This is a genomic window from Micromonospora okii (genome assembly GCF_020884795.1).
Lineage (GTDB): Bacteria > Actinomycetota > Actinomycetes > Mycobacteriales > Micromonosporaceae > Micromonospora > Micromonospora okii.
The window spans coordinates 284,687-303,578 of sequence record NZ_BBZF01000017.1 but is presented as its reverse complement, the minus strand read 5'-3'; the positions used below and the strand labels follow the sequence as shown (position 1 = coordinate 303,578).

Here is an 18,892-nt window from a genome sequence, read left to right as displayed (position 1 = left end):
ACAGTTGGCCGCAGGTCATGTCGGCCGGAACCGCAGGCCCAGCCGCTGAAGCCTGGCGTGGGTTGGAGGATCGCGCAGATCGGCCGGCTGACCCTCTGACCAGGGGATCAACGCCTCTCCCCTGGGCCGCGTCCCGGCCTGCGTGGCCACCGTCCCGGTCGGCGGCGTGCCGTTTGCGGCTGTCGGCGGCGGGAAGCCAGGCACGTCCAGCGCCCTGGGGAGGGATCGTGCCGGTATTCGTCAAGAAGGTGCTGCTCTGGGGAAGCGTCGCGTTCCTGATCTACTTCGTGGCGTTCCGGCCGGACAGCGCGGCGCGGATGTGCAGGGCGATCGGGGCGGGTCTGATGGCGATGGCCCAGGGCATCGGCGACTTCCTCACCGGCCTGGTCGCCTGAGCTGACCCCGGCCCCACCGTCGCCCGACGCGCGGGAAGCCGGCGACACCCGACGCGCGGGAGGCCAACGCCGCCCGGCGCGCGGGGGCCAGGGGGCGGCCGACGCACGGAAGGCCAACGCCGCCCGACGCGCGGGAGGCCAGGGTCACCCGGCGCGCGGGGGCCAGGGGGCGGCCGGGTGGTGGCCGGGCCAGCCGGGCGGACCGTAGCCGCCCGGAGTGTGACCGCCGGGGGGACCGTAGCCGCCCGGACCGTAACCGGCCGGGCCGTAACCGGCCGGGGGGCCGTAGCCGGCCGGGGACGGCGGGGCGAGGACCACCGGGATCGGCACCACCGGCTCGTCCGGGGCGTCGACCGCCCGGTGCGAGCCGTCGGGGAACCGCAGGTGGTAGCGGTGGCCGTCCCAGTGCCCGGCCGGGGCCTGCGGGTCGCGCCCGGCGAAGAACGACCGGTACGCGACGATCGCGTCGAGCAGTTCCCGTTCCTCCCGGGCGGTCCGCTCCCGGTCGGCCGGTCGGCGGTCCAGCCCCCGGCGCATCCCGTCGCGCAGCAGCGCCAGCCGGGTGGCGGAGAACTGGTAGCCCCGCATCGCCCGCAGCCCCCCGTCGCCGGCCACCCGGCGGGCCCAGGTCCGGGCGGCGTGCCGCCGGCCCAGGCTGCCCAGCGCCGCCACCTCGGGCGGGGTCAGCCACCCCGCGCGCACGTAGTCGGGCAGGGTGCGCTCGGTCAGCCGCCCCTCCCAGCCGCGCAACCAGACCGCGAGCCCGACCATCGCGAAGAAGATCGGCACCATCACCCCGAGATAGCCGTAGAGGGCGATCATGGCCTCCCCGGTGGCCTGGGCCAGCGAGGGCAGCAGGTTCCAGGTGCCGTGCAGCATCATCGCCAGCAGCAGGCCGGCGACCGGGGCGAGGAAGCGCACCCGGCGGTCGGCGGTCCGGGCGGCGATGCCGAGCCCCACCCCGGTCATCGAGGTGAACAGCGGGTGGGCGAAGCCGAAGAGCAGGATCCGCACGATGAAGATGGCGAAGACCTGCTGCGCCCCGGTCGCCGGGCCGTACTCGTCGACGCCGGAGGCGTAGCCGTAGCCGCCCAGGTAGAGGATGTTCTCCACCATCGCGAAGCCGACCGCGGAGAGCCCGCAGTAGACCAGGCCGTCGGTGATCCCCGACCACTCCCGCCGGCGGAAGATCAGCAGCAGGATCGGGCCGAGCGCCTTGGTCAGCTCCTCGATGAACGGGGCGACCAGCACCGCGGTCAGCGCGTCGGGCAGCCCCCAGTCGGCGAACCGGTCGGAGAAGAACCCGTTGACGGTCAGCGAGGCGGCCGTGGAGACGAACGCGCCCCAGGCGAAGCAGAAGATCAGGTACTTCAGCGGCTCCGGCTCGTACCGGTCGAGCCAGAGGAAGCAGGTGACCAGCACTGGCACCGGCAGGATCGCGGCGACCACGCCGATCAGCAGCGCCTGCGCCCCGAGGTTGGAGCCGAGCACGAAGAGCATGTAGACCGCGCAGCCGGCGATCAGCAGCACCGCCAACGCCAGCACCAGGATGCGCCGCCAGCCCGGCCGGCGCAGCGGCATCCGCGGGGCGGCCCCGCCGTCCGGCGCGGGGACGTCGGGCGCGTGCCACGACGGCGCAGGGGCGCCGCCGGGTGGGGTGTCGGCCATTCCGTCAGCGTAGTCACCCCCGGCCGGTCGCTCCGGCCGCATCGGGCAGCGTTATCCTGTCGTCAGGTCACGAGTGCCAGCGCGAAGCCCCGGCTTGCTGGCCGGCAACCCTCGTCGAGTTCGCGGTGGGGTGCCCCGGGTGATGACCGGGCCCAGCCCCGTCCGGCGCTGGGCAAGCGCGGACCCCGTCCCGGTGGGCGTCACCCCGGGGTCCCCGGACCCGGAGGTCGGCCATGACCCTCACCCTCGTACCCCCGATCACCCCGCTGCCCGCGCCGCCCCGGCCGCTCGACGTGCTCGGCGTGCCGGGGCAGGTCAACCTCGACTACGCCGCCAGCGCGCCGTGTGCGCGGGCCGCGGCCGACGCGGTGACCGAACTGCTCCCCTGGTACGCCAGCGTGCACCGCGGCGCCGGGGCGCTGTCGCGGCGCTGCACCCTCGCCTACGAGCGGGCCCGGCAGACGATCGGCGACTTCTTCGGCGCCCGGCCCGGCGACCACGTGGTGTTCACCCGCAACACCACCGACGCCCTGAACCTGCTGGCCCGCTGTCTGCCGCCCGGCACGACGGTGGTGACGTTCGCCGGGGAGCACCACGCCAACCTGCTCCCCTGGCCGCGCGGCTCGGTGCGGCTGCCGGTGCCGGAGAGCCCGGCCGGGGCGGTCCGGGCGCTCGACGCCGCGCTCACCGAGCTGCGCCGGGGCACCCACGCCAACCCGCCGGTGCTGGTCGCGGTGACCGGGGCGAGCAACGTCACCGGGGAGCGCTGGCCGGTGGCCGAGCTGGCCCTGGTGGCCCGCCGGCACGCCGCCCGGATCGCGGTGGACGCCGCGCAGCTCGCCCCGCACGCCCCGGTCGACGTGGCCGCGCTCGACGTGGACTACCTGGCCGTCTCCGGGCACAAGCTGTACGCGCCGTTCGGCGCGGGGGTTCTGCTCGGGCGCGGCGACTGGCTGGACGCGGCCCCGCCGTACCTGGCCGGTGGGGGAGCGACCAGCCACGTCGGCTCGGCCACCCACGACGTGCGCTGGGCCAGCGGGCCGGCCCGGCACGAGGCGGGCACCCCCAACCTGCTCGGCGCGGTCGCCCTCGCGGCGGTCTGCGCGGCGCTGGCCGACGAGGACCGGGCCGCGCTGCACGCCACCGAGCAGGCCCTGCTGACCCGGCTGCGGGAAGGCCTGGCCGCCCTGCCGCACGTGGTGGAGCTGCGCACCTTCGGTCCGGATGCGCCCCGGGTCGGCATCGTGTCGTTCGTGCTGCCGGGCCGGGACTCCGGCGACGTGGCCGCGGAGCTGGCCGCCCGGCACGACATCGGGGTCCGCGACGGGCTGTTCTGCGCCCACCCGCTGGCCCGGCGCCTGCTCGCCGAGGCGGCGGCGCGCGGCGGGCGGACGGACCTGCCGCCGACCGCCCTGCGGGCGAGCATCGGCCTGGGGAGCACCGCCGCGCACGTCGACCGTCTCCTCGCTGCCCTGGCGGAGCTGGGCTGAGCCGCCCGGTCCCCTCCCCCGCCTCGCGGCCCTCGGCGGGCCCGCCGCCCGGTCCCGGGCGGCCCCGTCGCTCAGCCGAGCGGCGGGGTGGTGGGGGGCTTCGGGGCGCCGGTGCGCTCGACCGGGCCCCCGCTCGGCCGCTCCTGCTCGCCGAAGGACTGTCGGATCAGCCGGTTCGCCTCCTCCTGGTCGATGCCGGAGGCGACCAGCAGGTCGCTGGCGGTGGTGCGCACCTGCGCGACCACCACGCTGCCGGAGAAGCCGACCCCCTGCGCGTACGCCCGGCCGGCCTCGCTGACCGCGCGCAGGGACCGTTCCCGGGCGTCCTCCGGCTCCGCCCCGACCGCGAACTCGTGCCGGAGCAGCCGGACCGTCTCGGCGAGGTGGGCCACCGCGTCGGGCAACGGTTCCGGCACCGGCTCGCCGTCCTCGATCATGGTCACCGCGCGCCGGATGAGGGTGCCGCTGTTGCGCATCGCCCGGTCGATCGGGTCGGCCGCCTCGGCATAGTGGGTCAGCACGTCGCGGCGACGCCAGCGGGCCGGGGAGAGGGTGGTTGTCTCCTTCGCCCCCTCGATCGCCTCGACGAGGGTGGCCAGCTCCTCCTTGTTCTCCCGCAGCCGTTCCAGGGCCTGCTGGGCGGCGGCCCGGTCCCCGTCGCGCAGCGCCACGGCCGCGACGTCGAGCTGATCGGAGAGCAGGTCCAGCGCCGGCCGGGCGGCCCGGTTGATCACCCGTAGCGGGTTCAGCGGCAGCAGGACCGCCGTGACCAGCAGCGCGATCCCGCCGCCGACGCCAGCGTCGATGAAGCGCGGTATCTCCAGGTTGGCGGTCGACGGAGTGAGGGTAACGATCAGCACGGCGGTCGCGGCGGCCTGCATGACGATCGCCACGCTCCCGCCGAAGAAGATGGTCAGCAGGATCGCCCCCGTCACCACCGTTCCGAGCTGCCAGGGGCCGGTGCCGACGAAGTAGATCAGCGCGTCGCCGAGGAACACCCCGACCGCCACCCCGACGATCAGCTCGACGGTCCGGCGCAGCCGCTGGCCGACCGACGCGGCCAGGGTGCCGACCGCCGAGATCGGCGCGAAGACCGGCTGCGGGTTCTTCAGGAACTGGTACGCCACGACCCACGACAGTGCGGCGGCGAGCCCGGCCTGGACGGCCAGGCCGGCCGTCATCCGGACCCGGTGCAGGCGGTCGTGCAGGGTGTCCCGGCTCCGGTGCCGCAGTTCCTCCAACGCCGACGTGATCCGCGCCGAGTCGAGGTCCGTCACCCGCCCGTGCATCCCGACGCGCCGCAGCAACGACGCTCGGCGGTCCCGGGCCACGGCCATGGCGCGGACTACCCGCCGTGGCAACGGTGAATCCTCGCGCCCCGGGCGGGGTCCCGACCGGGTGACCGACGTCCGCCGGAGGGTTAGCCTCTGCTGCGTGGCAACTTCCCCCCTCCTCGCCGACCTGCGCGCCGCCCTCGGCGACGACGCCGTCCTGACCGACCCGGACCTGCTGCGGATGCACGAGCGCGACGAGGCGGACCTGTGCGCCTCGGCGACGCCGCTGGTGGTGGTCCGGCCGCGCACCACGGAGGAGGTGTCGGCCGTGGTGCGGGCGGCGGCGCGGCACGGCGCGCCGCTGGTGCCCCAGGGCGCGCGCACGGGGCTCGCCGGCGCGGCGAACTCCGTGGCCGACGCGGTGGTGCTGAGCACCGTGGCGATGGACCGCATCCTGGAGATCGACCCGGTGAGCCGCATCGCCGTCGTCCAGCCCGGCGTGGTGAACGCGACGCTGGCCGGCGCGGTGCGCCGGGAGGGGCTGTACTACCCGCCGGACCCGGGCTCCTGGGAGTCGTCGACGATCGGCGGCAACGTCTCCACCAACGCCGGCGGCATGTGCTGCGTGAAGTACGGCGTGACCACCGAGTACGTGCTCGGCCTGGAGGTGGTGCTCGCCTCCGGCGAGGTGCTGCGCACCGGCCGGCGCACCGCCAAGGGGGTCGCCGGGTACGACCTGACCCGGCTCTTCGTCGGCTCGGAGGGCACCCTCGGGGTGGTCACCGAGGTGACCGTGGCGCTGCGGCCCGCCCCGGAGGAGTCCCTGACCCTCGTCGCGGTGTTCGACTCGACGGCGGAGGCCGGCGCGGCGGTGGCCCAGATCGCCGCCAAGGGCCTCGCCCCGAGCCTGCTGGAGCTGCTCGACCGCACCCACCTGCGGGCGATCGAGGCGTACCGGCCGATGGGGTTGCGCACCGACGCGCAGGCGCTGCTGCTGGCCGCCGTGGACACCGGCTCGCGGGCCGCCGACGACCTGGCCCGCATCGCCGAGGTGTGCGAGGCCGCCGGGGCCGACGAGGTCTACGCGGCCAGCGACGCCGTGGAGGCGGCGGCCCTCTTGCAGGCCCGCCGGATGGCCCACCCGGCGATGGAGCGGTTCGCGGCCGAGGCGTACCCGGGCGGGAACGGCGGGCTGATCATCGACGACGTGGCCGTCCCCCGGGGTTCGCTCGCCGCCCTGCTCGACGGGGTGGCCCGCGTCGCCGCCGAGTGCGGGGTGCCGATCGGTGTGGTGGGGCACGCCGGGGACGGCAACATGCACCCGAACATCGTGGTCGACCGCGCCGACCCGGCGAGCCTGGAGCGGGGGCGGCGGGCCTTCGACGAGATCATGCGGCTCGGCCTGGAGCTGGGCGGCACCTGCACCGGCGAGCACGGGGTGGGGCTGCTCAAGCGGGACTGGCTGGCCCGGGAGATCGGGCCGGTCGGGGTGCGGGTGCACCAGGCGATCAAGGCGGCGCTGGACCCGGAGGGGCTGTTCAACCCCGGCAAGGTGCTCTGAGGGCCCGCGCCCGGCCGGGTCGCCGCCGGGCGGCGGCCGGGCCGGCCGGCTAGCTGCGGGAGGACGACGGCAGCCCGACGGGGTCGTCGTCGACGCCCCGGTCCGGCGCGAAGCCCCGCACGTCGGGCGCGCCGAGCCGCGCGGCGTCGGCGGTCGCGTCGTCCGGCATGAGCTGGGACTCCCGCTCCGCCTCCACCCGGGCCCGGTAGTGCGTGACCTCCCGCGCCCGGGTCGCGGCGTCCCAGCCCAGCACCGCGCCCATCAGCTCCGCGGCGTGCTCGGCGGAGGCCAGGCCGCGGTGGGCGGTCTCGAAGGAGATCCGGGTACGCCGGGTGAGCACGTCCTCCAGGTGCAGCGCCCCCTCGGCGCGGGCCGCGTACGCCACCTCGGCCGCCAGGTACTCCGGCGCGCCGGCCAGCGGGGCGGCCAGCAGCGGGTCCGCGTCGACCAGGGCCAGCAGGTCGAGGGTCAGGGTGCCGTACCGCTCCAGCAGGTGCTCGACCACCCCGACCGGCACCCCGTGGCGGCGGGCCAGGCCGGCCCGGTCCCGCCACATCGCCGCGTACCCGTCGGCCCCCAGCAGCGGCAGGTCGGCGGTGCGGGACGGGCGGACCCCGCCGAGCCGGTGGGCGGCCCGGTCGATCACGTCGGAGGCCATCACCCGGTACGTCGTGTACTTGCCCCCGGCGACCAGCAGCAGCCCGAGCATCGGCTCGATCACCGCGTGCTCCCGGGACAGCTTCGAGGTGGAGTCCGCCTCGCCGGCCAGCAGCGGGCGCAGCCCGGCGTACACGCCCTCGATGTCGGCGGTGGTCAGCGGCCGGTCCAGCACCGTGTTGACCTGCTCCAGCAGGTAGGCGATGTCGTGGGCGGAGGCGGCCGGGTGGGACCGGTCGAGCCGCCAGTCGGTGTCGGTGGTGCCGATGATCCAGTGGCCGCCCCACGGGATCACGAACAGGACGCTGGTGGCGGTGCGCAGGATCAGCCCGGCCTCGCCGGTGATCGCCGAGCGGGGCACCACGAGGTGCACGCCCTTGGAGGCCCGGACCCGGAAGCCGGGGCGCAGCCCGACGTCGTCGAGCATCCGGGACATGTCGTCGCTCCACACGCCCGTCGCGGCGACGACCGTCCGGGCCCGCACTTCGAACTCGGCATCCGGCGAGCCGGGCGGGGCCTCCAGGTCGCGGACCCGGACCCCGGTCACCTCGCGGGCCTGCCGGACCAGGCCGACCGCGCGGGCGCTGTTGACCACGGTCGCGCCGAGGCTGGCCGCGGTACGGGCCAGGGTGACCACCAGCCGGGCGTCGTCGACCTGCCCGTCGTAGTAGCGGATGGCCCCGGCCAGCCCGTCGGCGCGCAGGCTCGGGAAGACCCGCCGCGCCCCCTCCCGGGTCAGGTGCCGGTGCAGCGGCATCCCCCGCCCGCCCCCGAACAGCCCGGCGAACGCGTCGTACGCGGCCACGCCGAGGCCGTAGTAGGACCGGCGGAACGTGCGCCCCGGCAGGGCCCGGGCACCCCGGCCGGCGGGGAGCGGGACCAGGAACGGCACCGGCCGGACCAGGTGCGGGGCGAGCCGGGTGGCGAGCAGCCCCCGCTCGGTGAGCGCCTCGTGGACCAGGTGGAACTCCAACTGCTCCAGGTAGCGCAGGCCCCCGTGGATCAGCTTGCTCGACCGGCTGGAGGTGCCGGCGGCGTAGTCGCGGGCCTCCACGAGGGCCACCTTCAACCCCCGGGAGGCGGCGTCCAGCGCCGCCCCCGCGCCGGTGACGCCACCGCCGATGACCAGGACGTCGAACTGCTCGGCACGTAGTCGCCGCAGGTCCTCGGCGCGGCGTTGCGGGGAGAGCCGGCCGGCGACGGTTCGGGAGACGTTGGGGTCGCGCACCCGTCCACGGTAGCCGCCACGGTGCTACGACGGCATGTCGCGGTCGCGCCGTACTGTCTGGGGATGGAGGTCGGTCCCCCACCGTTCGCAGGTCGTCCCTTCCCCCCGCCCGTGCCGGGCCCCCCGCCGGCCCGCCCCGGCCCGTGGCCGGTGGTGGCGGCGGTGCTGGTCGGCTGCTGGGCGGTCGCGGTCACCGTCCCCGCCGAGCTGGTCGGCTGGGTGGCCGATCAGTTCATGATGCTCAGCGGGTTGAGCCGGGCGGCCTGGTTGTGGCCGGTGGCGGCCGTGGTCACCCTCCTGCTGGCCGGCGTCCCGGTGCTGCTGCTGGCCCTGCTGCCCCGCCCCGGGGCGGTGCGGGCCACCGGCCGGGCCTGGCTCGGCGGGCTGCTCGCCCTCGGGGCGCTCACGCTGCTGCGCGCCCTGCCGCCGGCGCACCACGAGGCGTACCTGGCCGCGCTGGCGGCCACGGCCGCCCTGCTCGCCGTGGTGCTCGGCCGGCTCCCCCGGGGCGACGCCCCGGCCCCGCCGGCCCCCGGAGACCGGCCGGCCGCCGCCTGGATGCCGGCCGGAGGCGCGGCACCGGGTGCGGGCGGCGAGCCCGCCGTTGACCGGCCACGGGCGCGGCGGCCGGGCGCGGCGACCCTGCTGGCGGTGGCCGCCGGGCTGGCGGCCCTGCTGCCCTGGGCGTGGCTCGGGGCGCTCGGCGGGCCGCTGGAGACCGTCCTCGCGGCGCTCGCGGCGGCGGCCGTCGGCGTGCTGGTCGGGGCGCTGCTCGACGGCCGGTTCTGGTCCCACTTCACGGTCGGGCGCCCGGCCCGGCCGGCCCGGCTGGTGCTGCTCGGCGGCCTGGTCGCCGGGGTGGCGCTGCTGCTGGTCGCCGCCGGCACCGGGCAGTCCGGCGCGCAGCTTCCCGCCCTGCTGACCCTGCCGCCGCTCGGCTTCGCGCTGGCCGCCCTCCAGGCCCCGGCCGCCCGCTCGGGCGGCGTCACCGGCCCCGGCCCGGCCCGCTGGCTGGTCGGGCTCGGCGTGTTCGGGCCGCTGGCATTCGCCGACCCGGAGGAGATCACCCTGGTCCTGGCGGCGACCCGGGACGTGCCGTACTGGGTGGCGCTCACCGCCGCCGCCGGGCTCGCGGTGGCCGCGGTGCTCTCCGTCGCGTACGGCGTGCTGCTGGCCCGCCCCGGCGGTCGCACGCCCGGCCGACCGGTCGCGGCGGCGACCGCCGCGCTCCTGTTCGCCGTGGCCGCCGTCGTCTACGCCGGGCCGGGCCAGCCCGGCTCGCACGGCGAGCGGCTGCTGGTGGTGCTGCGCGAGCAGGCCGACCTGGGCGGCATCCCCGCCGGGGCACCCGGGCAGGCGGGACGGGACGCCCGGGCCCGGGAGGTGTACCGGCGGCTGGTCGACACCGCCGCGCGCACCCAGGCCGACCTGCGCCGCGACCTGGCCCGGCTGCGGCTCGACCCGACGCCGTACTACCTGGTCAACGCGATCGAGGTGGACGGCGGCCCGGCCGTGCGGGCCTGGCTGTCCCGGCGGCCCGAGGTGGACCGGGTGCTGCTCAGCCAGCGGCTGCGCCCCCTGCCGGCCCCCGCGCCGACCAGCAGGGGCGACGAGCCGGCACCCGGCGGCCCGACCTGGAACGTCTCGCTGATCCGCGCCGACCGGGTCTGGTCGCAGCTCGGGGTGACCGGGGCCGGCATCGTGGTCGGCAGCTCGGACTCGGGGGTCGACGGGCGGCACCCCACGCTGTCCGCCGGCTTCCGGGGCGGCGACGACTCCTGGTACGACCCGTGGGACGGCACTACCGCCCCGACCGACCAGGGCGGGCACGGCACCCACACGGCGGGCAGCGCCGTCGGGCGCGACGGCATCGGGGTGGCCCCCGGGGCGAGCTGGGTCGGCTGCGTCAACCTGGCCCGCAACCTCGGCAGCCCGGCCCGCTACCTCGACTGCCTCCAGTTCATGCTGGCCCCGTTCCCCGCCGGCGGCGACCCGTTCACCGACGGGCGGCCGGAACGGGCCCCGCAGGTGCTCACGAACTCCTGGGGCTGCCCGCCGATCGAGGGCTGCGACCCGGCGGCGCTGCGGTCGGCGACGGCGGCGCTGGACGCGGCCGGCATCCTCGTCGTCGCGGCGGCCGGCAACACCGGCCCGTACTGCGGGTCGATCGAGGACCCGCCGGCGGTGTACCCGGACGTGGTCACCGTCGGGGCGGTGGACCGGCAGCGCCGGATCGCCCCCTTCTCCAGCCGGGGGCCCGTGCCCGGCGCGTCGAAGCCGGACGTGGTCGCCCCGGGCGCGGGGGTGCTCTCCGCGATGCCGGGCGGCGGGTACGCCACGCTGGACGGCACCTCGATGGCGACCCCGCAGGTGGCGGGGGTGGTGGCGCTGATGTGGTCGGCGAACCCGGCCCTGGTCGGCGACCTGGAGCGCACCCGCCGCATCCTGCGCGACACCGCCGTGCCGATCGCGCCGGCTCCCCGCTCGGACGACCCGGGGGATTCCTGCGGGGGCGGGGCGAACGTCGCGGGCGCGGGCATGGTCGACGCGTACGCGGCCGTCCGCGCCGCCCTCGGGTGAAAGGAAGGGCCCCTTGTTAACGCATACGGTAGAGAAGGGTTCCCTTCTCACGCCCCTGTCCCCGGCGGGACCAGGCGGGGGGTGTGCCGGGCGACGGCGGTCGTCTAGGGTCGGCGACCATGGACGCGGAGAGTTTTCCGGCCGAGCCGACGACGGTCGAGCCGACCCCGGGTGAATCGGCCCCAGGATCGCTGACCCCGGGTCAGCCGGGCCCGGGCGCGCCGGCGCCGGGCGCACCGGGCGCAGGATCGCCGGTCCCGGGCGGACCGGCCCCGGACGGGCTGACCCTGGCCGAGCTGACCCCGGGCGCGCTGCCCGCCGTGGTCGACCTGTGCCGGCGGGCCCTCGACCTGCCCGAGGACTCGGCCGAGGCGGCGGCCCTCGTGGACACCCTCCACACCCGCGCCTCGGCCGACCGGACGGTGCTGGGGCTGGTCGCGTACCGGGGGGCGGAGCCGGTCGGGGTGCTGATCGCCTCGCTCGCCACGGCGGAGCCCGTGGTCGGGCACGTCGACCTGGTCGCGGTGGCCCCGGAGCTGCGCCGCCGCGGGGTCGGCCGGGCCCTGCTCGCCCGGGCCGAGCGCGGGCTCGCCGAGCGCGGCGCGACGGAGGTGCTGCTCGCCGGCAATCCGCCGTACTACGTCTGGCCGGGGATCGACGTGCGGTACACCCCGGCGGTCTGCGCCGCGCTGGCGCTGGGCTACCGGCAGGACCGTACCGCCTGGAACATGACCGCCGACCTGTCGTACGACGAATCGCCGGCACTGCGGACGACGGAGCCGGCGGAGCGGCGGCTGGCCGAGCGGGGGATCACCGTGCGGCGCGCGGAGCCGGCGGACCTGCCGGCGCTGGTCGCGTTCGCCCGGTCCACCTTCGGCGGCGCGTGGGACGGCGAGCTGGCCGGCTCGGTGGGGCGGCCCGGCGCGGGGGCACACCTGGCGGAGCGGGACGGCGCGGTCCTCGGCTTCGCCGCCTGGGGCTCGTCCCGGCCGAGCTGGTTCGGGCCGATGGGCACCGCGCCGGAGGCCGAGGGTACGGGGATCGGCGGGGTGCTGCTGCGCCGGTGCCTGCGCGACCAGCGGGCCGAAGGGGTGAAGACCGCCCAGATCGGCTGGGTGGGCCCGGTGCCGTTCTACTCGCGCAGCGCGGGTGCCCGGATCGAGCGGGTCTTCTTCCTGTACCGCAAGGCGCTCCCGCCGGTCGGGGGCTGAACGGCGGGGCAAGAACGGCCCGGACGGGGCTGGGCAGGGGTGCCGCCGGCCGACGCCCCTGGCCGAAGGACGAAGTTGCATGACCGACCGCGATCCGGGGCAGATCGAGCAGAACGGGCAGCGATCCGCATAGCGCCGTTCGGCTGCCCCCGCATCGACGGCCCCCTACCGTCTGGTTAGAGGAGGCGGTCATGACCACGGACGACGAGGAGACCGACGGCACTCGACCCATCGCCTGGGTGCCGGTCGAGGAGATCCCGGGGCAACTGCCGTTCGACCGGCTGGACTACGGCGACGCCGAGCAGCTCGCGGAGATGACGGGGGTCGACGCGCCCCCGGTCGAGGAGCCGGTGGCCCTGGTGGACGAGCCGCTGCGCATCCACCCGCCCTACGACCGGGGCCGGAAGCAGCGCAACCAACGACCCCTGCCGACGTGACGGGCCGGGCACGGCCGGCGGGACGACGCAGCGCCGGCGGGGAAGAGGCGCGGCCGGCGGGGACAGCGCCACTGCCCGCGGGGATGACGCAGCGCCGGCGGGAACGAGGCCACGGCCGGCTGCGCTGCGGGGGGGCGAGACGACGGAGGGGGCGGGCCGCTGACGCGGCCCGCCCCCTCTCGGCGTACTGGTGGGGCTGGACTCAGAAGTCCATGTCCCCGCCGCCCGGGCCCGCCGGGGCGGCCGGGGCCTTCTCCGGCTTGTCGGCGACGACGGCCTCGGTGGTGAGGAAGAGCGCCGCGATCGACGCGGCGTTCTGCAGCGCCGAGCGGGTCACCTTGGCCGGGTCGATGATGCCCGCGGCCAGCAGGTCGACGTACTCGCCGCTGGCGGCGTTGAGGCCGTGACCGGCGTCCAGGTTGCGGACGCGCTCGACGACGACGCCACCCTCGAGGCCGGCGTTGACGGCGATCTGCCGCAGCGGGGCGTCCAGCGCGATCTTCACGATCTGCGCGCCGGTCGCCTCGTCGCCGGCCAGGTCCAGCTTGTCGAAGGCGGTCTTGCCGGCCTGCACCAGCGCGACGCCACCACCCGGGACGATGCCCTCCTCGACGGCGGCCTTCGCGTTGCGGACGGCGTCCTCGATGCGGTGCTTGCGCTCCTTCAGCTCGACCTCGGTGGCCGCGCCGACCTTGATCACCGCGACACCGCCGGCCAGCTTGGCCAGGCGCTCCTGCAGCTTCTCACGGTCGTAGTCGGAGTCGCTCTTGTCGATCTCGGCCCGGATCTGGTTGACCCGGCCCTGGATCTGCTCGGCGTCGCCGGAACCGTCGACGATGGTGGTCTCGTCCTTGGTCACCACGACCTTGCGGGCGCGGCCCAGCATGTCGAGGCCGACGGCGTCGAGCTTGAGGCCGACCTCCTCGCTGATGACCTGGCCACCGGTGAGGATGGCGATGTCGGCCAGCATGGCCTTGCGACGGTCACCGAAGCCCGGCGCCTTGACGGCGACCGACTTGAAGGTGCCGCGGACCTTGTTGACGACGAGGGTGGCCAGGGCCTCGCCCTCGATGTCCTCGGCGATGATCAGCAGCGGCTTGCCCGACTGCATGACCTTCTCCAGGATCGGGAGCAGGTCCTTCACCGAGGAGATCTTGCTGTTGACGATCAGGAGGTACGGGTCGTCGAAGACGGCCTCCATACGCTCCGGGTCGGTCATGAAGTAGGCGGAGATGTAGCCCTTGTCGAAGCGCATGCCCTCGGTGAGCTCCAGCTCCAGACCGAAGGTGTTGCTCTCCTCGACGGTGATGACGCCTTCCTTGCCGACCTTGTCCATCGCCTCGGCGATGATCTCGCCGACGCTGGTGTCACCGGCCGAGATGGAGGCGGTGGAGGCGATCTGCTCCTTGGTCTCCACGTCCTTGGCGAGCTTGAGCAGCTCCTCCGAGACGTTGGCCACGGCGGCCTCGATGCCCCGCTTCAGGGCCATCGGGTTGGCGCCGGCGGCCACGTTGCGCAGGCCCTCACGGACCAGGGCCTGGGCCAGGACGGTCGCCGTCGTCGTGCCGTCACCGGCGACGTCGTCGGTCTTCTTGGCGACCTCCTTGACCAGCTCGGCGCCGATCTTCTCGTAGGGGTCCTCGAGCTCGATCTCCTTGGCGATGCTCACACCATCGTTGGTGATGGTGGGGGCACCCCACTTCTTCTCGAGCACGACGTTGCGGCCCTTGGGGCCGAGGGTCACCTTCACGGCGTCGGCGAGCTGGTTCATGCCCCGCTCGAGGCCGCGGCGAGCCTCTTCGTCGAACGCGATCATCTTGGCCATACGGCGTTGTCCTCCTGGACACTCACGGGCCACCCGAGTGTGTGTCCCGGATGGGCCGCCTGGTGTACGCACCTTGGGACGTCGCCACCTGGCGACGACGACGTCCGTCCGGCCGGGCCGGATAGCCCGCGACGACCGGCCATGTGCCACCCGACGGATTACCGTCGGGCGACCGTGGCCCTACCGCCCCGACCATTGGCACTCGCGCCAGGCGAGTGCCAATAACCTGTTTAGCACTCTCCCCTGCCGAGTGCAAGCACGATGCCGCGTCTCGCGGGGTTCGCGCCCAAGCTGACCAGCGCGACCCGGGCAACCGGCGGCGGCCGGTTCTCGGGGGCCGCCAGCAGCTCAGGCGGGCTGGGCGGGTGGTCCGGTCTCGGGCCCGCCAGCAGCTCAGGCCGGCCCGGCTGGCGGTCCCGTCTCGGGCCCGCCAGCAGGCTCACCCGAGCTCGGCGGCCAGCCGGGAGGCGGTGACCGGGCCCTCGTAGGCCCGCTGCTCGGCGTACGTGACGACCAGGCCGACCAGGTAGACCAGGGCGGCCGGGACAGCGACCACGCTCGACACCACCGCGTACGCGATGTTCCAGGCGTCCAACCGGGCCAGGTCGGCCGGGTCGGCCAGCAGCCCGGCGGCGACCTGGATCGGGGCCGCGACCATGGTGGTCATGGACGAGACCAGCCCGGCCAGGGCGATCCGCCCCAGCACGGGCCCGAGGCGGGCGTGGAAGAGGTGGCGGGCCCGGCCCAACGGGGCGACGCGCTCGAAGAGCAGCACCGGGCCGAAGAGGCTCAGCGCGGCCATCACGTAGAGGCCGGGCAGGTAGCAGAGGACGAACCCGATCGCCACCAGCAGGCCGTAGAGCAGCGTCCAGCCCCACAGCGCCGGGGCGCGGCGCAGCCCGTACGCCAGGGCGGCACCGACCGACGCCGGCTCGCCGGCCGCCCGCCGGGTCAGCGCCCAGGTGCCGGCGGCCCAGCCTACCGACTGGAAGAACGTGAGCAGGCAGCCGAGCCCGGCCGCCGCCGCGAGGAAGACCCCGATGTCGGTGAGGAACCCGTCGGGCAGTGGGGGCGGCGGCCCACCGGGCGTCTCGGGCTCCAGTGGCAGCACCGGGTACAGCGGCACGATCGCCAGCATCAGGGCCAGCGCCGGCAGCGCCTGGGTGAGCGCCAGGATCGGCACGAGCACCCGCCAGCCGCGCCGCAGCGCGCCGGTGCAGCGCGAGAGCCACCCGCTCAGCCCCTCGCCGGGCAGGGTGACCAGCGGGTCGCCCGCGTCGTAGCCGGGCGGAACCCAGGAACCGGCCTGGCCCGGCGGAGGCCAGGAACCGCGCTGACCCGGCGGAGGCCAGGGCGCGGCATGGCCCGGCGGAGGCCAGGAGCCCGCCTGCCCCGGCACCTGGCCGGGCGGTATCGCCGGCCCGGGGTGGATCTGCTGGCCGGGGTACACCGGCAGCCCGGCGTAGGTGCCGCCGGCGGCGGGCGGATCAGGGTACGCCCAGCCGACCGGCCCGCCCCGCTGCTCGGGTGGGGCGGGATCGCCGCCCGGCGGCGACCCGGCCGCGCCGGGGCCCTCGGGGCCCGGGCGGGGCTGGTCGGGTGGGATCGGCAGGGACATGGGCCCTCCTCAGCGACGACGCCGGAACGGCCACGATCTTCCCTGGCGCGGCCCCGCGCCGCTGCCCCGCCGCGGACGATCCCGCGCGGCCCTGCCCTACTTCGGACGACCCTCACGGGCCGCCGCTGCCCGGCCGCGAGCGGTCAGGCGACGACGCGCACGCGCTCGGCCTGTGGCCCCTTCTGCCCCTGGGCGATCTCGAACTCCACCCGCTGGCCGTCGTCCAGCGCCTTGTAGCCGTCCATCTCGATCGCCGAGAAGTGGACGAAGACGTCCTGCCCCCCGTCGACGGCGATGAAGCCGTAGCCCTTCTCGGCGTTGAACCACTTCACGGTGCCCTGTGCCACGGTGCACTTCCTAACGTCGCGCGGCCTTCCACGAGCCGGGTACGCCTGCGGAACCGGCGGCCCCGGGACCACCGTTTCCGTCAGTCCACGACGACCGCGAAATCAGTGACCGAAATCGCACGGTACACGAAGCGTGACGACCTCGCACGACCACAAATCGGTCAATATCGGACCGTCCTCGACCCAGGTAGGCATAGGCGTACGTCACTGCGGTAGGTATGCGGGATGACAGCAGGTTTCCGCCCGGGGTCCGGCGTACCCGACGGGTCGGCCGCGACGACGGCCCGCACCGGAACGACGGCCTCGGCCGGGACGAGCGCCCCGGCCGCGCGGGCAGCCACCGTGCGCCGGGTGACCCGGGCGGACGCGGCCCGGATGCGCGCCCTGCGGCTGGAGATGCTCGCCGACGCGCCGCTGGCGTTCATCGAGACCCTCGCCGACGCCGCCGCACGCACGCACGCCGACTACGCGGCCCGCATCGCCTCGGTGTCCACCGGCGGGCACACCGCGCAGTTCGTCGCCGACCCGGGGGGCGAGCGCCCCGGCGGCCCGGTCGGCCGCTTCGTCGGGCACGCCGGCGGCACGGTCGCCCCGCACGAACCCGGCCTGACCATCGTGTACGCGGTCTACATCACGCCGGCCCGGCGGGGCACCGGCCTGCTCGCCGAGCTGATCGACGGGGTGGCCGCCTGGTCGCGCGAGTGCGGCCGGCCGGAGCTGATGCTGGAGGTGGTGGTCGGCAACGACCGCGCCTACCGGGCATACCGGCGGCTGGGCTTCGTGGACTCGGGCGTGCGCGTCCCGCACCCGACGATCCCGACCCTGCGCGAGCTCCAGATGCGCCGCCCCGCTTGACAGCCCTTGGAGCCGGTGAGAAGGGGCACCCTCTATACGCCAGGCGTTAAGAGGGTGCCCTTCCTTGCACCCTCAGGCGGGGCGGCGGGACTGGACGACCCGGAACCGGTTCGCCACGTACGCCCCGTCGGTCAGCGCCGCGTTCGCCGCCGGGTTCGCGCCGCTGCCGTGGAAGTCGGAGAACGCCGCCGACTGGTTGACGAACACGCCGCCGGTCAGGTTGCACGACAGGTGCACCCCGACGTCGACCGCCGCCGCCTCGGCCGCGTCGAGCACCGCCTCGTCGGTGGAGTAGACGGCGGCGGTCAGCGCGCCGGACTCCCCCACCGTGGCGCGCAGGATCTCCAGGCTGTGCGCCGTGGAGTCGGTGGCGATGACGAAGGAGATCGGCCCGAACCACTCCCGCGAGTACGTCCCGGTGTCGCCGGCCGCCAGCTTCAGGATCGTCGGGGTGCGGACCACCGCGCCGGGGAAGGCCGGGTGCTCCACGACGCGCGACTCCAGCACGGCCTCGCCGACCTTGGTGACCTCGTCGAGGCGCTCCAGCACCCCGTCGTTGACGATCGCGCCGGTCAGCTCGACGCCCCGGGCCGGGTCGGCGGTGAGCTTGCCGACGGCCGCCGCGATCCCGGCGGCCACCTCGTCGAAGCTCTTGTGCCCCTGGTCGGTGGCGATGCCGTCGCGCGGGATCAGGATGTTCTGGGAGGTGGTACACATCTGGCCGCTGTAGAGGGTCAGCGTCCAGCCGAGGTTGCGGCACAGGCCGGCGAAGTCGTCGGTGGAGTCGATCACCACCGCGTTCAGGCCGGCCTTCTCGGTGTAGACCTGCGCCTGCCGGGCGTTGGCCTCCAGCCAGTCGCCGTACTCGGTGGAGCCGGTGAAGTCGACGATCCGCACGGCCGGGTGCAGGGCGAGGGTCGAGGCCAGCTTCTCGCCGGGGGCCTCGGGGGCGAGCAGCACCAGGTTCGGGTCGAAGCCGGCCTCGGCGAGCACCTCGCGGGCGTACCGCACGGTGATGGCCAGCGGCAGCACCGCGCGGGGGTGCGGCTTGACCACCACCGGGTTGCCGGTCACCAGCGAGGCGAACAGCCCCGGGTACGAGTTCCAGGTCGGGAACGTGTTGCAGCCGATGACGAGGGCCACCCCGCGCGGCACCACGTGGAACGTCTTGGTCAGCCGCAGCGGGTCGCCCTTGCCGGCGGCCTTCTCCCAGCCGGCCGTCCCCGGGTGCCGGGTCATCTCCGCGTACGCGTAGGCGACCGCCTCCAGGGCCCGGTCCAGCGCGTGCGCCCCGCCGGCCTGGAAGGCCATCACGAACGCCTGGCCGCTGGTGAACTGCACCGCGTTGGCCAGCTCGAAGACGTGCTTGTGCAGCCGGTCGAGGATCTCCAGGCAGACGCCCGCACGGGCCTGCGGGCCGGCGTCGCGCCAGGCGGGCAGGGCGGCGGAGGCGGCGGCCACCAGCTCGTCGGCGCCCGCGTGCGGGTACCGGACGTTCAGCTCCAGCCCGAAGGGGCTCGCCTCGGTGGCGACCCGGTCGCCCGCGCCGGGCTGGTCGAGCGGGAAGTCGCCGTTCAGGTACGCCTCGAAGGCGGCCCTGCCGTCGGCGGCGGCGGTCTCGCCGTACACGCGGGGGCTGGGCGACTCCGGGTAGGCGGACCAGTACCCCCGCTCCGTGATCGCGGTCAGCGCGCGGTGGAGGGTGTCGGCGTGCCTGTCGTACAGGGGATGCGGGGTCTCCGTCAT

Annotated in this window: 14 protein-coding genes and 1 riboswitch; of the genes, 7 read left to right on the top strand and 7 right to left on the bottom strand. The window is 75.7% G+C overall.

Features of this window, described 5'->3' with window-relative positions; genetic code table 11:
- The first annotated feature begins 227 nt into the window (after nucleotides 1–227).
- The gene (locus LPU43_RS15055) at nucleotides 228–395 is read left to right on the top strand and encodes a hypothetical protein (RefSeq protein ID WP_229401035.1); all 168 of its coding nucleotides are present in this window, start codon (nucleotides 228–230) and stop codon (nucleotides 393–395) included.
- A gap of 144 nt (nucleotides 396–539) precedes the next feature.
- Here the strand turns inward: LPU43_RS15055 and LPU43_RS15050 are convergent, their stop codons facing one another.
- Entirely contained in the window at nucleotides 540–2,105 is a 1,566-nt protein-coding gene (locus tag LPU43_RS15050) for a PrsW family intramembrane metalloprotease (RefSeq protein WP_229401034.1), read from the bottom strand.
- A 23-nt stretch (nucleotides 2,106–2,128) separates the two neighbouring features.
- Nucleotides 2,129–2,248: riboswitch (SAM riboswitch) on the top strand.
- A gap of 48 nt (nucleotides 2,249–2,296) precedes the next feature.
- Here LPU43_RS15050 and LPU43_RS15045 point away from each other — a divergent pair.
- The gene (locus tag LPU43_RS15045; protein ID WP_229401032.1) at nucleotides 2,297–3,553 is read left to right on the top strand and encodes an aminotransferase class V-fold PLP-dependent enzyme; all 1,257 of its coding nucleotides are present in this window, start codon (nucleotides 2,297–2,299) and stop codon (nucleotides 3,551–3,553) included.
- Between the two features lie 71 nt (nucleotides 3,554–3,624).
- Here the strand turns inward: LPU43_RS15045 and LPU43_RS15040 are convergent, their stop codons facing one another.
- Entirely contained in the window at nucleotides 3,625–4,842 is a 1,218-nt protein-coding gene (locus tag LPU43_RS15040; RefSeq protein WP_229401112.1) for an FUSC family protein, read from the bottom strand.
- A 145-nt stretch (nucleotides 4,843–4,987) separates the two neighbouring features.
- Here LPU43_RS15040 and LPU43_RS15035 point away from each other — a divergent pair, with 145 nt between their 5' ends.
- Complete coding sequence (locus LPU43_RS15035) at nucleotides 4,988–6,388, top strand: FAD-binding oxidoreductase (RefSeq protein ID WP_229401031.1); 1,401 nt, start codon at nucleotides 4,988–4,990, stop codon at nucleotides 6,386–6,388.
- Nucleotides 6,389–6,437: 49 nt separating this feature from the next.
- Here the strand turns inward: LPU43_RS15035 and LPU43_RS15030 are convergent, their stop codons facing one another.
- Entirely contained in the window at nucleotides 6,438–8,273 is a 1,836-nt protein-coding gene (locus LPU43_RS15030) for a glycerol-3-phosphate dehydrogenase/oxidase (RefSeq protein WP_229401030.1), read from the bottom strand.
- Between the two features lie 63 nt (nucleotides 8,274–8,336).
- On the opposite strand from LPU43_RS15030, the gene LPU43_RS15025 reads away from it, so the two are divergent.
- The 3 genes from LPU43_RS15025 to LPU43_RS15015 all read left to right on the top strand — a co-directional run bounded on the left by LPU43_RS15025 (nucleotide 8,337) and on the right by LPU43_RS15015 (nucleotide 12,501).
- The gene (locus LPU43_RS15025; RefSeq protein WP_229401029.1) at nucleotides 8,337–10,853 is read left to right on the top strand and encodes a S8 family serine peptidase; all 2,517 of its coding nucleotides are present in this window, start codon (nucleotides 8,337–8,339) and stop codon (nucleotides 10,851–10,853) included.
- A 119-nt stretch (nucleotides 10,854–10,972) separates the two neighbouring features.
- Nucleotides 10,973–12,064 carry a GNAT family N-acetyltransferase gene (locus LPU43_RS15020; RefSeq protein ID WP_229401028.1) on the top strand — a complete coding sequence of 364 codons (1,092 nt, stop codon included), beginning with the start codon at nucleotides 10,973–10,975 and terminating at the stop codon, nucleotides 12,062–12,064.
- 191 nt (nucleotides 12,065–12,255) lie between these two features.
- The gene (locus LPU43_RS15015) at nucleotides 12,256–12,501 is read left to right on the top strand and encodes a hypothetical protein (protein ID WP_229401027.1); all 246 of its coding nucleotides are present in this window, start codon (nucleotides 12,256–12,258) and stop codon (nucleotides 12,499–12,501) included.
- A 202-nt stretch (nucleotides 12,502–12,703) separates the two neighbouring features.
- Here the strand turns inward: LPU43_RS15015 and groL are convergent, their stop codons facing one another.
- The 3 genes from groL to LPU43_RS15000 form a co-directional block, all read right to left on the bottom strand.
- Nucleotides 12,704–14,326, bottom strand: coding sequence for a chaperonin GroEL (gene groL / locus LPU43_RS15010; RefSeq protein ID WP_229401026.1), 1,623 nt, complete (start codon nucleotides 14,324–14,326; stop codon nucleotides 12,704–12,706).
- A gap of 439 nt (nucleotides 14,327–14,765) precedes the next feature.
- On the bottom strand, nucleotides 14,766–15,944 hold the full coding sequence (locus tag LPU43_RS15005; RefSeq protein ID WP_229401025.1) for a collagen-like domain-containing protein: 1,179 nt from the start codon (nucleotides 15,942–15,944) through the stop codon (nucleotides 14,766–14,768).
- Between the two features lie 143 nt (nucleotides 15,945–16,087).
- Nucleotides 16,088–16,291 (bottom strand): cold-shock protein, encoded by a 204-nt coding sequence (locus LPU43_RS15000; RefSeq protein WP_007073263.1) that lies wholly within the window; start codon nucleotides 16,289–16,291, stop codon nucleotides 16,088–16,090.
- A 375-nt stretch (nucleotides 16,292–16,666) separates the two neighbouring features.
- Between LPU43_RS15000 and LPU43_RS14995 the strand changes: the two genes are divergently transcribed.
- The gene (locus tag LPU43_RS14995) at nucleotides 16,667–17,146 is read left to right on the top strand and encodes a GNAT family N-acetyltransferase (protein ID WP_229401111.1); all 480 of its coding nucleotides are present in this window, start codon (nucleotides 16,667–16,669) and stop codon (nucleotides 17,144–17,146) included.
- Between the two features lie 72 nt (nucleotides 17,147–17,218).
- On the opposite strand, the gene paaN is transcribed toward LPU43_RS14995, so the two are convergent.
- Nucleotides 17,219–18,892, bottom strand: a complete 1,674-nt coding sequence (gene paaN / locus LPU43_RS14990; RefSeq protein ID WP_229401024.1) for a phenylacetic acid degradation protein PaaN — start codon at nucleotides 18,890–18,892, stop codon at nucleotides 17,219–17,221.

Coding starts and splice junctions, on each gene's coding strand:
- LPU43_RS15050 (WP_229401034.1), bottom strand. CDS start 2,105: ATGCGGCCGGAGCGACCGGCCGGGGGTGACTACGCTGACGGAATGGCC.
- LPU43_RS15045 (WP_229401032.1), top strand. CDS start 2,297: ATGACCCTCACCCTCGTACCCCCGATCACCCCGCTGCCCGCGCCGCCC.
- LPU43_RS15040 (WP_229401112.1), bottom strand. CDS start 4,842: ATGCACGGGCGGGTGACGGACCTCGACTCGGCGCGGATCACGTCGGCG.
- LPU43_RS15025 (WP_229401029.1), top strand. CDS start 8,337: ATGGAGGTCGGTCCCCCACCGTTCGCAGGTCGTCCCTTCCCCCCGCCC.
- LPU43_RS15020 (WP_229401028.1), top strand. CDS start 10,973: ATGGACGCGGAGAGTTTTCCGGCCGAGCCGACGACGGTCGAGCCGACC.
- LPU43_RS15015 (WP_229401027.1), top strand. CDS start 12,256: ATGACCACGGACGACGAGGAGACCGACGGCACTCGACCCATCGCCTGG.
- groL (WP_229401026.1), bottom strand. CDS start 14,326: ATGGCCAAGATGATCGCGTTCGACGAAGAGGCTCGCCGCGGCCTCGAG.
- LPU43_RS15005 (WP_229401025.1), bottom strand. CDS start 15,944: ATGTCCCTGCCGATCCCACCCGACCAGCCCCGCCCGGGCCCCGAGGGC.
- LPU43_RS14995 (WP_229401111.1), top strand. CDS start 16,667: ATGCGCGCCCTGCGGCTGGAGATGCTCGCCGACGCGCCGCTGGCGTTC.
- paaN (WP_229401024.1), bottom strand. CDS start 18,892: ATGACGGAGACCCCGCATCCCCTGTACGACAGGCACGCCGACACCCTC.